General features: G+C 72.9%; 12 protein-coding genes and 2 pseudogenes. 5 read left to right on the forward strand and 9 right to left on the reverse strand.

Annotation, left to right across the window (positions count from 1 at the left end; genetic code table 11):
- Positions 1 to 748: hypothetical protein (locus AC792_RS00905; protein WP_152915950.1), on the reverse strand; the 748-nt coding region annotated here is incomplete at its 3' end.
- Between the two features lie 103 nt (positions 749 to 851).
- On the opposite strand from AC792_RS00905, the gene AC792_RS00910 reads away from it, so the two are divergent.
- Both AC792_RS00910 and AC792_RS00915 read left to right on the forward strand, forming a co-directional pair.
- Positions 852 to 1,661 (forward strand): alpha/beta fold hydrolase, encoded by an 810-nt coding sequence (locus AC792_RS00910; RefSeq protein WP_049828721.1) that lies wholly within the window; start codon positions 852 to 854, stop codon positions 1,659 to 1,661.
- Between the two features lie 131 nt (positions 1,662 to 1,792).
- The gene (locus AC792_RS00915; protein WP_049828722.1) at positions 1,793 to 2,755 is read left to right on the forward strand and encodes a serine/threonine-protein kinase; all 963 of its coding nucleotides are present in this window, start codon (positions 1,793 to 1,795) and stop codon (positions 2,753 to 2,755) included.
- Positions 2,756 to 2,927: 172 nt separating this feature from the next.
- Here the strand turns inward: AC792_RS00915 and AC792_RS17425 are convergent, their stop codons facing one another.
- The 7 genes and pseudogenes from AC792_RS17425 to AC792_RS00935 all read right to left on the reverse strand — a co-directional run bounded on the left by AC792_RS17425 (position 2,928) and on the right by AC792_RS00935 (position 9,939).
- Positions 2,928 to 3,080 carry a hypothetical protein gene (locus AC792_RS17425; protein ID WP_162838430.1) on the reverse strand — a complete coding sequence of 51 codons (153 nt, stop codon included), beginning with the start codon at positions 3,078 to 3,080 and terminating at the stop codon, positions 2,928 to 2,930.
- 73 nt (positions 3,081 to 3,153) lie between these two features.
- Complete coding sequence (locus AC792_RS00920; RefSeq protein ID WP_326947485.1) at positions 3,154 to 4,413, reverse strand: MFS transporter; 1,260 nt, start codon at positions 4,411 to 4,413, stop codon at positions 3,154 to 3,156.
- Positions 4,414 to 4,586: 173 nt separating this feature from the next.
- A complete protein-coding gene (locus AC792_RS17980) occupies positions 4,587 to 6,356 on the reverse strand; it encodes an SbcC/MukB-like Walker B domain-containing protein (RefSeq protein WP_049828724.1) in 1,770 nt (589 codons plus the stop codon).
- 707 nt (positions 6,357 to 7,063) lie between these two features.
- A pseudogene (locus AC792_RS18090) lies at positions 7,064 to 7,633 on the reverse strand (AAA family ATPase); the annotation flags it as partial.
- The gene (locus AC792_RS00930) at positions 7,630 to 8,805 is read right to left on the reverse strand and encodes a metallophosphoesterase family protein (RefSeq protein ID WP_049828725.1); all 1,176 of its coding nucleotides are present in this window, start codon (positions 8,803 to 8,805) and stop codon (positions 7,630 to 7,632) included. The gene AC792_RS00930 and the pseudogene AC792_RS18090, both read right to left, overlap by 4 nt.
- A gap of 130 nt (positions 8,806 to 8,935) precedes the next feature.
- The gene (locus AC792_RS17170) at positions 8,936 to 9,073 is read right to left on the reverse strand and encodes a hypothetical protein (protein ID WP_160317586.1); all 138 of its coding nucleotides are present in this window, start codon (positions 9,071 to 9,073) and stop codon (positions 8,936 to 8,938) included.
- Entirely contained in the window at positions 9,070 to 9,939 is an 870-nt protein-coding gene (locus AC792_RS00935) for an aquaporin (protein WP_049828726.1), read from the reverse strand. Before AC792_RS00935 ends, AC792_RS17170 begins: the two co-directional genes overlap by 4 nt.
- A 140-nt stretch (positions 9,940 to 10,079) precedes the next feature.
- On the opposite strand from AC792_RS00935, the gene AC792_RS00940 reads away from it, so the two are divergent.
- Together AC792_RS00940 and AC792_RS00945 are read left to right on the forward strand one after the other, a co-directional pair.
- Positions 10,080 to 11,102 (forward strand): ADP-ribosylglycohydrolase family protein, encoded by a 1,023-nt coding sequence (locus AC792_RS00940; protein WP_049828727.1) that lies wholly within the window; start codon positions 10,080 to 10,082, stop codon positions 11,100 to 11,102.
- A gap of 47 nt (positions 11,103 to 11,149) precedes the next feature.
- A complete protein-coding gene (locus AC792_RS00945) occupies positions 11,150 to 12,067 on the forward strand; it encodes an SDR family NAD(P)-dependent oxidoreductase (protein WP_049828728.1) in 918 nt (305 codons plus the stop codon).
- 19 nt (positions 12,068 to 12,086) lie between these two features.
- On the opposite strand, the gene AC792_RS00950 is transcribed toward AC792_RS00945, so the two are convergent.
- Positions 12,087 to 13,058, reverse strand: coding sequence for an exonuclease domain-containing protein (locus AC792_RS00950; protein ID WP_049828729.1), 972 nt, complete (start codon positions 13,056 to 13,058; stop codon positions 12,087 to 12,089).
- 94 nt (positions 13,059 to 13,152) lie between these two features.
- Between AC792_RS00950 and AC792_RS00955 the strand changes: the two are divergent.
- Positions 13,153 to 13,522: pseudogene (locus AC792_RS00955) on the forward strand (HAD family hydrolase); the annotation flags it as partial.

Below are 13,522 nucleotides of genomic sequence, written 5' to 3' on the forward strand. Positions count from 1 at the left end.
GGCCCGGGCACCCCGGCCCGCCGCCGCGGAGGCCGGGGGGGGCGTGGCCCACCCGCGCCTCGCCGAGTGTGCCGAAGGACACCGTCGCGGGTCCGGTGTCGGCGGGGGGCTTCGGGACCAGGACCGGGAGGTCGCCGGAGCCCGCGCGGCCGGGCCCCCCCCCCGCCCCCCCGGTGTTCGGGAGCGCCCAGGCCAGACCGTCGTCGCTTCCCACCCGGTCCGTGATGCCATAGGAACCGAAGAACCTGAACCCGGTGATGAGCCGGATCACGAAATGGGGCTCCACCCGGTCGGGCCCCGGCGCACTGCCGGCGCCCTCCAGCGCCTCGCTGCCGATCACGTAGTAGGGGGTGCGTTCCCAGTCCTCGCACGGGGTCTCCGGGATCACCACCCCCGTGTGGAGTTCCGCCGCGACGACTCCCTCCGCGGTGAGCACGGCGTAGTGGAGGGATCCCGGCGAGGACCTGCCGGGCTCCGGCTGCGCGGTCTGCACGCGCCAGGTGTCGGGGAGCTCGAAGCTGAGGAGCCGCCCCGGATCGGTGAACACCTTCCACCCCGTACGCGCCTCCCGGAGGGGTGACGCCGTCGGTGTCGGGGAGGCCGCAGGGGAACCGGACGGTGGAACGACGTCCTCGGGGTCGTCACGGGCACCGGTGCACGAGGTGAGGAGCAGCGCCGCCGCACAGGCGAGGGCGACGGTCCTCACCATGGCCCGCCGTACGACCGGTCCTGGCGGTGAGTGGTTCATGGCGTCCCTCCGTGGAGCCGACTCGGTGCGGCCAGTCTAGGTGCGCGTGCGGCGTCCGTCGTGCCTGCCACGCCGCTCCACCGGCGGCCCTAGCATGGTGCTCATGGATCAGCACGCACTGCACGGGGTCGAGGGGATCGGCCCGCACCTCTCCGTCACGCGACGTACGGCCCGGCAGCCGCGTCCCCTCCCGCCGGTCCTGCTGCTGCACGGGTTCGGTTCGTCCGGCAGGCAGAACTGGGTGGGCACCGGGTGGGTGCGGTACCTGGACGACGCCGGGCGCACCCTGATCATGGTGGACCTCCCGGGGCACGGCGACAGTGCGGAACCGGTGGATGCCGGTGACTATGCACCCAGCCGGATGCGGGAGGACATCGTGCAGTCCCTGGTCGAGACGGGAATCGTGCCCCTCTCCGCCGACGATCCCACGAGCGGCGTGGACGTCATCGGGTACTCGCTCGGGGCACGCCTGGCATGGGAACTCGGGGCCGCGCGGCCCGACCTGGTGCGACGCATGGTCCTCGGCGGACCCGGGACGTGCGATCCCCTCGCGTCCTTCGACCTCCGGGCAGCAGAACGGCAGCTCGCCGGAGGCCCTCCGGTGGACGACCCCGTGACGGCGGACCTCCTCCACATGGCGATGAGCACCCCCGGCACCACCCTGTCCGCGCTGCTGACCATGGTGTCCGCCATCAGGACGGAGCCCTTCGACCCCTGGAGAGCGCTGCCCGGGATGCCGCTGCTGCTCGTGGCCGGGGACCAGGACGGGTACGCGACGGGGATCGGGGAGCTCGAAGCCCGCGCCCCGTCGGGAGAGGTCCTCCTGCTGCCGGGACGGACGCACGCGAACGCCGTCACCGCTCGCACCTTCAAGGATGCGGCCTCCGCGTTCCTCTCCCGAGGCCGCGACTGATCAAGGTTCGGTAAAGGACCGGCCCGGACGGTCCTGCACCCCTGCCCCGTCGTTATACTGGAAACTGATCAGCAGCCTGATGATGGGCTGACCCACGATCCACGTCGGCAATCCGTACCGGGAGGACACGCATGGAAGCGCTCCTCGCCGACCGGTACCAGACCCTGGATCTCCTCGGCGTCGGTGGGGCGGCCTCGGTGTACCGGGCGGTGGACAGGAACCTGGGCCGCGCGGTCGCCATCAAGGTCTTCAACCCCACCACCTCGGACGACGACGACTACCGGCGTCAGCACACCGAGACCATGCTGCTCTCCACGCTCAACCACCCCGGACTCGTGACACTGCACGACGCCGGCATCCACGAGGACGCCGAGGGCCGTACCGCGGGCTTCCTCGTGATGGAACTCGTGGACGGGGAGGACCTGCGGCAGCTCCTGAAGCGCGGGCCGCTGGCCTCCGAGGACGTCGCCCAGCTCGGCGCCGACCTCGCCGATGCCCTGGCGTACATCCATTCGGAGGGTGTGGTGCACCGCGATGTGAAACCCGCCAACATCCTGATGTACCACAGCGGGGACAACGGGACCCGGCTGTACCCGAAGCTGACCGATTTCGGCATCGCCCGGATGGTCGAGGCCACCATGGCCACGGCGGTGGGTGCCACGATCGGGACGGCGAACTACCTCAGCCCGGAGCAGGCGAAGGGCGACCCGCTCGATGCGCACAGCGACATCTACTCGCTCGGCCTGGTGCTCCTGGAGTGCCTCACCGGGGAGAAGGCCTTCCCCGGGCCCGTGGTGGAGGCGGCGCTGGCCCGTCTGCTGCGTGACCCGGAGGTCCCCGACGAACTCGGTCCGGAGTGGACGGGGCTGCTGCGGAGCATGACGGCCCGGGATCCGCTGCGCCGGCCGGGGGCCCACGAGGTGGCCCTGCAGCTCCGTAGCCGCAGCGACGAGCACGTGGAAGCATTGCACCCCACGCCGCCCCGTGACGCGCCGAGGACGATCACCGGTACCGTCGACGTGATCACCGGTGGGGTGTTCACCGGTAACGTGCGGATCCCCCAGCCGCCGGGCCGGGCCCCGCGTATACGCTGAGCCCGTCCGGCCACCCATCGGATCCTCCGGATCGGGTCTGGGGATCCGGCCCGGGCGGCCCCGGACATCCGGCTCGGTCCACCCGAGCCGGTCCTGTGCCCTGGTCCGGGCATGCCCGGTTCCCGGTGACCGGTCTCCCCCCGGTAGTACGACGCGGGCCCAGGACGAAGGCCTAGGACTCCTCGCCGTCCTCCTCGGGCTCGAAGTGGTTCGCCTCGTCCGTGGAGCCCGCGGCGATGCCGTCGCCCGAGGCAGGGATGGTGCCCTCGGGTCCCACGCCCTCGGCGTCGTCGGCGTCCTTGTGCTCGATACCTTCGGTACTCATGAGTCCTCCTCGTGCTTCGTGGTTCCTCCGATCCTATGCGTGCCACACCGGAAGCGACAGCGGCGGTTCCCCCTCATCGATCGGTACCGCGGGAGCGCAGAGCTGCTACGGACACCGCCCCGAGGAGGAGCAGAACCAGGGCGGCAGCCCCGGGGACCAGGGCCGCACCTCCTGCGCCGGCCGTCTCCGCGAGGCTGCCGGCGGTGGCCGATCCGAGTGCGGTACCCGCGACGATCCCGCTGGCCAGGAACGTCATGACGGTACCGAGACGCCTCGCGGGCGCCACCACGGATCCGATGGAGAACACGGTGACCATGGTGGGTCCCACGAAGATCCCCAGGAGGAGCAGCACGGCGAGCATCGCGGGAACGGATCCCGTGACGAGGAGTCCACCCGCGGCGAGCACCATACCCGCGGCAGAGGCGACCCAGCGGACGGGCGAGGTGAGACGTCGTGGCCAGTACGCCACGGACAGTGCCGCGACCGCCGAGCTCAGTCCCATGACCGCGTAGAGGAGACCCGCGGATTCCTGGGCGCCGAAGCTTCCCGCGAAGACGTTCAGGAAGGACTGGGTGGAACCGAAGAACGTGCCCATGGCGAGCATCCCGGCGACCGGCAGCAGGACGAGCCCGGTACGTCGCCGACCGGTGACGGCCTCACGCGGGGCACCGACACCGCTCGGGACCGCAGCCTTCCCGACGGCGGAGGACGCCGCCGGCGCCTCCGCGGTGACCGGTGACGTCCCACCGGCCGGAGGGGTACCGCCGATCGACACGGTGCGGTGCACCGCGAACGCCGGCACGAGGGTGGCGGTGAGCACGGCGGCCAGGACCAGGGGGAGCCAGGGGGCGATCAGACCTGCCAGCAGTCCCACGAGCGCCGGTCCCAGGACGAAGGTCGTCTCGTCCGCCGTGCTCTCGTAGGAGAGTGCCGTGTCCAGCGTGGAGCGCGGGGAACTCTGCGTCATCGCCATCCAGCGGACCCTGGCCAACGGACCGATCTGCGGGCAGGTGAACCCCATCACGAACGACACCGCCAGGACGGGCGCGAGGGATCCGGCACTGCCGAGGAGCGTCACGAGCAGTACCGCGACGACGGCGAGGGGGTTGAGGACCGCTGTTCCCAGCAGGACTGCGCGCTGCCCGCGCTGATCGGCCAGGAGACCGACGAGCGGTGCGCCGAGGGCCGATCCGATACCCACGGCCCCGGCCGCGAAACCCCCGGCGGCGTAGGATCCGCTGACGCTGGTGACGAGGGTCAGCGCGCCGATGGTCAGCATCGCGAGCGGGAGGCGGGCGAAGAGCCCGATCACGAGGAAGGACGGACCTGCCATTTCCGGCAGTACGCCGAATCGGCCGAGCCGCGAGGACCTCGCTCGGGTGGGGTCAGGGGAGGAACTGGGACCGGGCGCTGCCGGTACGACATTCTGGGTCATGTGCTTTCCGGGTACCACTCATGCGCATCGTCCCCCCTCCCGATGCGCCCGACCCGGTAACACCTCTGATTCTATACGCCGGTGGGCTGCTCCACGAAGTGCAGGGTGGACCCCTGCCGCCCCTTGAGGACCTGGAGCTGGACGCCGACCCGCTGCTTCAGCTCGGCCACGTGGGACACGAGCCCCACGACGCGCCCACCGCTGCGCAACCCCTCGAGCGCGTCCATGACCTGTTCGAGGGCCTGGTCGTCCAGCGAACCGAAGCCCTCGTCCACGAAGAGGGTCTCGATGTCGAGCCCGCCCGCCTCCTGCTGCACCACGTCCGCGAGACCGAGTGCCAGGGCCAGGGATGCCATGAACGACCCCCCGCCCGACAGCGTGGAGGTGCCCCGCCTGTTCCCGGTCCACCCGTCGATGACGTCGAGCCCGAGACCCGAGCGGCGGTTCCCCGCCGTCGCGTCGCTGTGGACCAGGGCGTACCTGCCGTCGGACATCTGCAGGAGCCGCTCGGTGGCGGCGGCCGCCACCTGTTCGAGACGGGAGGCGAGCACGTAGGTGGCCAGGGACATCTTGTAGAGGTTCTCCCCTCCGCCGCGCGCCGTGTCCGCCACGGCGGCCACCAGCGCCGACCGCTCCCGCAGCGGAGCGACCTCCTCCTCGAGCTCCGCGAGCTGCCGCGCGAGCTCCGCGACCCGTTCCACCGAGTGGCCGAGCACCTCGGACCGGACGTCCGCCCGGTGGGCGAGCGTCCGGCGCTGCTCCGCGTAGGCCGCTGCCCGGCGGACGTCGTCGTCGGTGGGTGGTTCGAGGCCGTCCCGCTCCTCGTCGAGGGCGGCCCGGACGGCACTGTCCTCCCAGGCGGCGTCCAGCCGGTGACCGCGCAGCTCGTGCTCCTTCGCGGAGGAGAGCAGGTCCGCGTGCCGGCTCTCCGGCAGGAGCGCTGCGCGCGCGTCCTCCGCCGTGGCGAAGGCGCTGGCGAGCAACGCCTGCTCGAGGTGCGCACCGGCTTCGTCCCGGTGCGAGGTGCACCGTACGAGTGCCTCCAGGGAGTCCCGGGCACTCTCGAGATCGTCGTGCGCCTGCTGCACCCGGTCGATCCGCTCGGCGAGCGAGGCCGCCCCCGCCCGGAGTCCGTCCAGGCGGGCGGTCAGCACGGCCTCCTGGTCCTGGAGCGAGGATCGGCGTGCTCCGGCGGTGTGGTGCTGCTCCCGGAGTGATTCGCGCAGGAGGCCGATCCGCTCCTCCTCGGCCGCACCCTGCCGCATCCGTGCCTCCAGCGTCGCGCAGTCCGCCACGGCCCGCTCGGCCTCCTCCAGCGCGGCGACACCCGTGCGCACCACCTCCGCCGCCACGTCCGGCTCCACGTCGCCGCCGCGGGCGGCGAGGGCGGCCACCTCGAGCCGCACCCGGTCCCGTTCCTCGCGCCCCCCCTGCAGCCGGGCCTCGGCGTCGGACTGCAGGCGCCGGGCCTCCTGCTCCTGGTCGGGACCCATCCGCTCACCGGTCGGTGCAGTCGCGGGAGCAGGATGCTCGGCGCTGCCGCAGACCGGGCACGGCCGGCCCGCTTCCCGGCGTCCCGCCGGTCCCTCGGCCGACTGCCCCCGCCGGGGCTGCCGCGGCGCGAGCCACGCCGCCTTGAGGGTCAGGAACCGCTCCGCTGCCGCGGCATGCTCCTCCTCGGTGACGGCGCCGCGTTCCCTGGCCTCGCGGTACCGCCCCACCGTCTCCTGCGCGGCGAGCGCCGCGGCGACCTCGGCCCGGCGGTGCTCCGCGGCGCCGGCGACGGTGCGCAGGGGGCCGAGGGCCTCCCCGCCCTCGGCCCGTCCGCGCTGTGCACGCACGCGATCCTGCCCGGCGGAGGTGGCCGCCCCTCGAGCTGCTGCAGTTCGGAGGACCGCGCCCGCCGCTCGGCCACCACGGCCTGCAACCGGAGTTCGTCCGGTAGCGCCGCACGCAGCACTCCGAGCGCCGCGGACGACGCCGAGCAGGCGGTGGACAGCATCTCGCGCGAGAGACTCCCCTCCCGACCGGCGTCGGGAGGGAGGTACTCGTGGGCCACGCCGTCGCCGAGCCGGGCCCGTGCCGCTTCGTGGTCGCCGTGTGCACGGTGCGCGGCGCCCCTGGACTCCTCGTCCTGCCGGAGCACCCCACGGAGACCCACGGCCTGCTCGTGCCTCAGCAGCAGCTCCGCCGCGGCGGCGAACTCGGGCGTACGGGATTCGTGGTCCTCCTGCTGGCTGCGCACCTTCCGGAGGACGTCGCTGCGGGCGCGCCGCTGCTCGATCCCGGCGAGTTCGGCGGCGGCGAGCGCACCGGCGGTCCTCGCGTCCGCGCTCTCCCGGGCTGCTGCGTCCCGCTCCCGGGAGAGGACCGTGCGCAGTTCGTCCATCGCTCCTGCCCCGACCGGCGAGGCCGCATCGGCTCCGCTTCCGGTCTCCCCCAGACCGTGTCGCTGTACCTCGTCGATCGCACGGACGAGGATCTGCCGCTGCCGCTCCTCCTGCTCGGTCAGGGATCTCGCCGTGCGGTGGCTCTCCTCGATGAACTGCTTCTCGAGCTCCTCGAAACGGGTGGTCGAGAACAACCGTTGGAGCAGCGCGCGCCGGGACGCCGCATCGGCGCGGAGGAAGGCTGCGAACTCCCCCTGCGGCAGCAGTACCACCTTGGTGAACTGCTCCTTGTCCATCCCGAGCAGGGAGGCGAGCTCCAGCCCTGCCTCGTCGTTCCGGGCGGATCTCTGGATCCACCGGTCACCCACGCGCTCGCTGAGCAGCGTCCTGGCCTGCTCGGTGGTGGTGCCGCTCCCACGGCGTGCCGGTCGTTCCCAGGCAGGGGACCGGATCACGCGGAAGCGGCGATCGGACACGGAGAACTCGAGACCGACCTCGGGTGCCACCGCCTCGGCCGCGTGGTCGCTCCGAAGTCGTTTGGCGCCCTGCCGGGCACCGGGTACGGAGCCGTAGAGCGCGAAGCACACGGCATCGAGCACACTGGACTTCCCTGCGCCGGTGGCACCGTTCAGCAGGAAGAGCCCCTGGGCCGACAGGGCGTCGAAATCCACGCGCTGCCGATCGGCGAACGGCCCGAAGGCCTGGATCTCGAGGTGGTGCAGTCTCACGGGTGGTCCTGACGCTCGTGCAGGAGGCTGCGGGCGGTGTCGACGGTGGAGCGCACGAGGCCGGCCTCCTCCACCGAGGCCCTGCGTCCCCGGACGTGCTCGAGGAAACCGCAGCAGATCTCGGCGTCGTCCTTCGCCGCGGAGATGCGCTGACCGTAGGAGCGGGTGTCCGTACCGGGGCCGCCCTCCGGCTCGAAGCCGAGCACCAGGGTGTCGGGGAAGCGTGTGCGCAGGCGTTCCATGGCCCGTGCCGGCCGCTCCGCGTCGGTGAGGGTGACGGAGCAGTAGGCGGCCTCGGCCCAGTGGAGGTCCTCGAGCTCCAGCAGCTGGTCCAGGGTGCCGCGCAGGACCGCGAGCCGGCGCGGTGCCGGCCACTCGACCGCGCGGACGTCCCGGACGCCGTCGACCGTGACGTCCAGGATCCACCCGCCCTTGGTGTGGCCCGCCTCGGAGAAGGAGTAGGCGAGCGGTGATCCCGAGTAGCGCACCGTGTCGGAGAGGGTCTGCCGCCCGTGCAGGTGCCCGAGCGCGGTGTAGTCGAAGCCGTCGAAGAGCGGGAGCGGCACGGACCCGAGGCCGCCGACGGCCAGATCGCGCTCGCTGTCCGACCCCGCGCCCCCGGCGGCGAAGGTGTGGGCCATGACCACCGACACCACGCGCCCCCGGGACCGTCGTCGCGCGAGATCCGCGCGGACCAGGTCCAGGGCCGCCCGCGTGACCTCCGGATGACCGGGCCGGTCCGCGTCGAGCGCCTCGGCCACCAGGCGTGGTTCGAGGTAGGGGATGCCGTAGACCGCCAACTCCGCGTCCGCACCGAGCGGGAGGACCACCGCACTGCCGATGTCCTCGATGCGGGTGCGCAGATGGACACCACCGCGCGCGAGGATCCGCCCCCCGAAGCCGAGCCGGGTGGCGGAGTCGTGGTTGCCGCTGCTGATCACCACCTGCGCACCGGTGGCGGTGAGGCGCTCCAGCGCGTCGTCGAACAGGGCCACCACATCCACGCCCGGCAGGGCGCGGTCGTAGACGTCGCCCGCCACGAGAACCACGTCCACACCCTCCTCGCGGACGGTCCGCACGAGGTGGTCGAGGAAACCCCGCTGCGCCTCGAGCATGCCCGTTCCGTGGAAGGAGCGGCCCAGGTGCCAGTCGGACGTGTGCAGGATCCTCATGCAGTGCACGCTACCGCTGCTCTGCGACAATCCTCCGATCGGCGGAGTCCGCCCAGTAGCACCGGACGGCACCATCGGGCCCTCACACGGCGGGATCGCCCGCCGGCCGCTGCCGGATGTGGTACGCCGCCTAGTGCCGGGGTGCGGCGGAGTCCTCGCCGTCCCCCTCGTCATCGGCCGCGAGGCGGTCCGCCCGTCCGCGACCGGTCCCGAGGACGCGGGGGGTCCCACGGTTCGCGGACCCGGGCGCTGCAGGGTCCGTCGTCATCGTGCCGTCCGTCCCCACGGTTCCGGACCCGTCCGTCCCGGACCCGTCTGTTGCGGAGTCGGCGGTTCGGGACCCATCGGTCCGGGCGTCCGAAGCCCAGTCGACGCTCCGGTACACCAGACCCGCGAGCACGCCGCCGGGGAGCGGCGCCGCCCAGAAGAGCCACAGCTGCTCCAGCGCCCAGCTCTCGGCGAAGGGGGCCGGGGCGGCCGGGCGGATCGGGTTGTTCCCGCCGTTGGTGATGGGGAGCAGGAAGGAGACGAGACCGGCGTAGGGAGCCCGACGGCGAAGGGCGCCAGACCGCGCACGGCACCCCGAGCTCCGGGCCCGAGGAACACCGCCACGAGGAGCGCGGCTGCCACGACCTCGATCAGGAAGGCGCTGGTGAGCGGGAACCCGGCCGGGGAGTGCTCGTCGAAGCCGTTGGACGCCGAACCGAAGAACGCGTCGATCCCGGTGAGCTGGGCATTGCTGCTGAGCACCAACCACAGGAGACCGGCGGCAGCCGCAGCACCCAGCACCTGGGCCACCACGTAGGGCAGCACCGCTTTCCACTCCGTGCGCCCGGCCACTGCCGAACCGAGTGTGACGGCCGGGTTGAAGTGGCCCCCCGAGACGTGCCCGAAGGCGATCATCGCGGCGACCACGGCGAAGCCGAGGACCAGGCCGGGCTGCAGTGCGGCCTCGGTGGCGAGCATGGTGGCCCCGATCCCGACGACGATCACGAGGAACGAGCCGGCGGCCTCCGCGACGCACCGCGCGAACAGACCCGGGCCTCCTCCGCCGGATCGGGAGGCGGCCCCCGGCGTACCGGTGGTGATCGTCGGTGTCCCCGGGATGCCGGGTGACGTGGTGTGCTCGGTCATGGGTGCTTAATCCTCCGGTGGAGCTCCTGGGACGCCGTCCGGGGGTGGGCCGGACCGCCGCCAAGCCTCCCAGCCGAAGCTGCACGGGAGCTGGGCGGACGCGGGAACCGCAGCGCCCCCGCCTTCCCTAGACTGGTCGGATGACCATCGACAGCATGCCCGGTACCGGCGCCCCGGACGATCCTCCCGCGAGCTACGAGGACAGGGTTCTCGGGTGCCTGCTCGGCACCCTCGCCGGTGATGCCTTCGGCGTCCTGACGGAGGACGGAGCCGGCACCGCGGGCGTACCCGAGGAGCCCACGGCGTCGTCGATCTCGGCCGCGACGCATCTCACGCTCTCCACGGTGGACGGGATCGTGGAGGCGTTGGAGTGGGCGAACGACGGCGTCGCCGCGGACGAGACCGCCTGCCTCTGGCTGGCCTACCTCCGCTGGTCCGTCCGCCAGGGCGCACAGCTGCCACCGGAAGCACCTGCACCGCCCGCACGCTGGCTGGATCGGCAGGAGGGGCTGCCCCCGGGGCTCCGGGCCGCCGCCGCCTCCCTCCCCGCCCTGGCCACGGGCGCCATGGGGTCCCGCGCCCGGCCCCTCAACCCGTCCGCGGAGGGGCCGGGCGCGCTGATGCGCTCGGCGCCGTTCGGGCTGGTTCCCCGCATCCCGGGGGGCATGGTGGAACGGTTGACGGTCGAGGCCGCCGCCCTGACCCACGGCTCCTCGGCGGCACAGGACGCCGCGGCCCGGTTCAGCGGAATCATCCGGCGGCTGGTCGTCGAGGGCGCGGCGTTCGACGACGGCCTCGCGGACGCCGCCACCCGCGGCGCCGCCTTCGATCACCCGACCGCGGCCGGCGGGGGTGGCCCGGAGTCGGTGGGCGCTCCGCGCCCGACAGCGTCCGCGACCCTCGATGCCGCCGTCCACGCCGTCCGCGCAGGGGCGACGGCGTCCCGCTCACCGCAGGAGCAGCGGGCCGCCGTGCTGGCGGCGGCCGTCGAGGCGCCCGTGCGCGGGTCCTCCCCCGTCGTGGCGGCGTCGCTGGCGGGCGGGATCATCGGGGCCCTCCACGGGACGGCCGCCCTGCCGCCGTCGTACCTCACCGCACCGGGTGTCCCGGCCGTGGTCCGCGCCATGGGCCGGACGCTGCTCTCCGCAACCACGGGGGCCTGAACGCACGCGACGTGGCAGGAGCGTCCGAGGTGCCTAGGCTGGGACGCATGTGGAACCTCGACACCCTCCCCTCCCTCACCGGTCGGCGCGTCCTCGTCACGGGCGGCAACGCCGGTCTCGGGTACTTCGCCTGCGAACAGCTCGCGGGCGCGGGGGTGCACGTGGTCATGGCGTCCCGGAGCGAGGACAAGGCACAGCGCGCGATCCGCGCCATCCGCGAAGTGCACCCCGGCGCAGAGGTCACCTTCCAGCCCCTCGATCTCGCCGACCTGTCCTCCGTGCGCTCCGCAGCGCGCACCCTCGAGGCCGGCCCACCCCTCGCCGGGCTCCTCGCCAACGCCGGGGTGGTCGGGTCCTCCCGGCGTCGTACGACGGCGGACGGGTTCGAGCTCCAGTTCGGCACGAATCATCTGGGGCACTACGCCCTCACCGCCCTCCTGCTCCCCGCGCTCTCCGCCGCGGGCACCAGGATCGTGCACCTCGGCAGCATCAGTCACCGGTGGGCCCGGCTCACCCCGTCCTCGCTGCAACCCGCCCGGTACGTGAACGCACGGGCCTACGCCACCTCGAAACTGGCGGTCATGGCCTACGGTTTCGAGCTCGCGCGGCGGCTCCGGCTCACCGGGAGCACGGCGACCAGCGTGGTGGCGCATCCCGGCTTCGCGCTCGGCATGCTCACCCCGGAGCGATCAGGGGTGGCGGCGCACGAGGACGCAGCACCCTGGCGACGCCGGGTCATGGCGCAGGTGGCGCAGGGCAAGGACGAGGGTGCCCGGCCGCTGGTGCGCGCGGTCGCCGACCCCACCGTTCCCAACGGTGCCTACTGCGGCCCCGACGGCTGGTTCCAGCTCACGGGCGAGCCTGCGATCGTGGACGCCGAGCCGCGGGCGCGGGAGGCCAACGCCGCGTCGCGGCTGATCGACCTGTCCGCCGACCTCACCGGGGTGGAGCTCCGGTTCCGGTGACCCGGGCAGGTCGGGACGGTCAGGAACCGCCGGTCAGCTGGAGGAACTCCGCCTCGGAGAGCACCTCGATCTCCTGGCCCCGCTCGTGCAGCTCCAGGACGCGCCGCGCCTTCCCGGTGACCCGGCCGTTGCGGAGGTCAGCCGCCTCGAACCCGTCCCCCACCACCAGCACGGTGGTGCGCCGGGTGACGGCGCTCGCCGGCTGCGCCCCGAGGCGCGCTGCGCGTTCCTTGGCCTGGGGCCGGGAGATCCCGAGGTTCCCGGTGAACACCACGGTCTGGCCGTAGAGCGGGTGCCGGGGATCGGCCTGGGCATTGGCGTGCGGGTTCTCGCCCTCCTCCGGCCACCCTCCCCAGGCCGGTGCGGACGGCTTCGACAGCGCCGTCCGTGTGGCCTTGGACAGATCGTCCACCCCGGGTTCGTAGGGCTCGGCATGGGAGAGAGCCAGATTGTGGTGCCCCAGGACATCGGCCACCGTGGGGGCGTCGTGCCGCCGGGCGATGTCGATCATGATCCCCGCGCACGCCCGCGCGTCCTCGACCGCGTCGTGGTGGTTGAGCAGCGGTACGCCGGCGGCCTCCGCGACGAACGGCAGGGAGTAGGAGGGCAGGGTGTAGCTCCTCCGCGAGAGGACCACGGTGCAGGCGTAGTCCCACGCCGGGCCCGCGAGCGCCGACACCTCGAGGGCCGAGCGCAGCACCCCGAGGTCGAACGCCGCGTTGTGGGCCACCAGGACGTCGGAGCCGATGAAGCCGCCGATCTCGGGGAAGAGCTCACCGAAGCGGGGTTCGTGCTCCACCCGATCCGGGGTGATCCCGTGGATGGCCACGTTCCGGGCGTCGAAGGAGTCGTGTCCCACGGGTGGGCGCATCAGCCAGGACGCCTCCTCCACCACACGCCCGTCCCGGATCTTCGTCAGACCGACGGCGCAGGGGGAACCACGGAAACCGTTGGCAGTCTCGAAGTCGATGGCCGTGAACGCGATTCCCACGCGGCAAGTTTACTGCCGCACCGTCCACCACGGTTCACCCGATGTTCACCCGGCGGTACCGGTCCGGCGGCCGGGTCGGGTCCTACCCTGAGGCATGGCCCGTCAGAACATCTCCAGCCGGTGGTACCTCTTCGACTACGGCAACGTGACCTCCCCCGCCCCCGCCCCCGAGGACTGGGCCCTGCTCTCGGACGCCACCGGGATCCCGGCACTGCGGGAACCGCCCTCCGGCTACTGGCGGAACCGCCTCGCCTACGACGCCGGGACGCTGAGCTCCACCGACTACTGGGCTCTCGTCTGCGGGAAGGACGTCGGGGGTTCCCGGGCCGCCTGGCTGGACATCCTGGACGGCAACCAGTGGTCCCACCCCAATCTCGACACCCTGGACGTCCTCGAGGACCTCGACGCCCGGGGCGACCGCCTCGCCCTGCTCTCGAGCATGCCCGCCGCGATGGTCTCCCAGC

This window comes from Arthrobacter sp. RIT-PI-e (genome assembly GCF_001187915.1).
GTDB lineage: Bacteria > Actinomycetota > Actinomycetes > Actinomycetales > Micrococcaceae > Arthrobacter_D.

Excerpts from the sequence above, each read along its gene's own strand:
- AC792_RS00910 (WP_049828721.1), top strand. The coding sequence starts at position 852 with ATGGATCAGCACGCACTGCACGGGGTCGAGGGGATCGGCCCGCACCTC.
- AC792_RS00915 (WP_049828722.1), top strand. The coding sequence starts at position 1,793 with ATGGAAGCGCTCCTCGCCGACCGGTACCAGACCCTGGATCTCCTCGGC.
- AC792_RS17425 (WP_162838430.1), bottom strand. The coding sequence starts at position 3,080 with ATGAGTACCGAAGGTATCGAGCACAAGGACGCCGACGACGCCGAGGGC.
- AC792_RS00920 (WP_326947485.1), bottom strand. The coding sequence starts at position 4,413 with ATGGCAGGTCCGTCCTTCCTCGTGATCGGGCTCTTCGCCCGCCTCCCG.
- AC792_RS00930 (WP_049828725.1), bottom strand. The coding sequence starts at position 8,805 with ATGAGGATCCTGCACACGTCCGACTGGCACCTGGGCCGCTCCTTCCAC.
- AC792_RS17170 (WP_160317586.1), bottom strand. The coding sequence starts at position 9,073 with ATGACGACGGACCCTGCAGCGCCCGGGTCCGCGAACCGTGGGACCCCC.
- AC792_RS00935 (WP_049828726.1), bottom strand. The coding sequence starts at position 9,939 with ATGACCGAGCACACCACGTCACCCGGCATCCCGGGGACACCGACGATC.
- AC792_RS00940 (WP_049828727.1), top strand. The coding sequence starts at position 10,080 with ATGACCATCGACAGCATGCCCGGTACCGGCGCCCCGGACGATCCTCCC.
- AC792_RS00945 (WP_049828728.1), top strand. The coding sequence starts at position 11,150 with ATGTGGAACCTCGACACCCTCCCCTCCCTCACCGGTCGGCGCGTCCTC.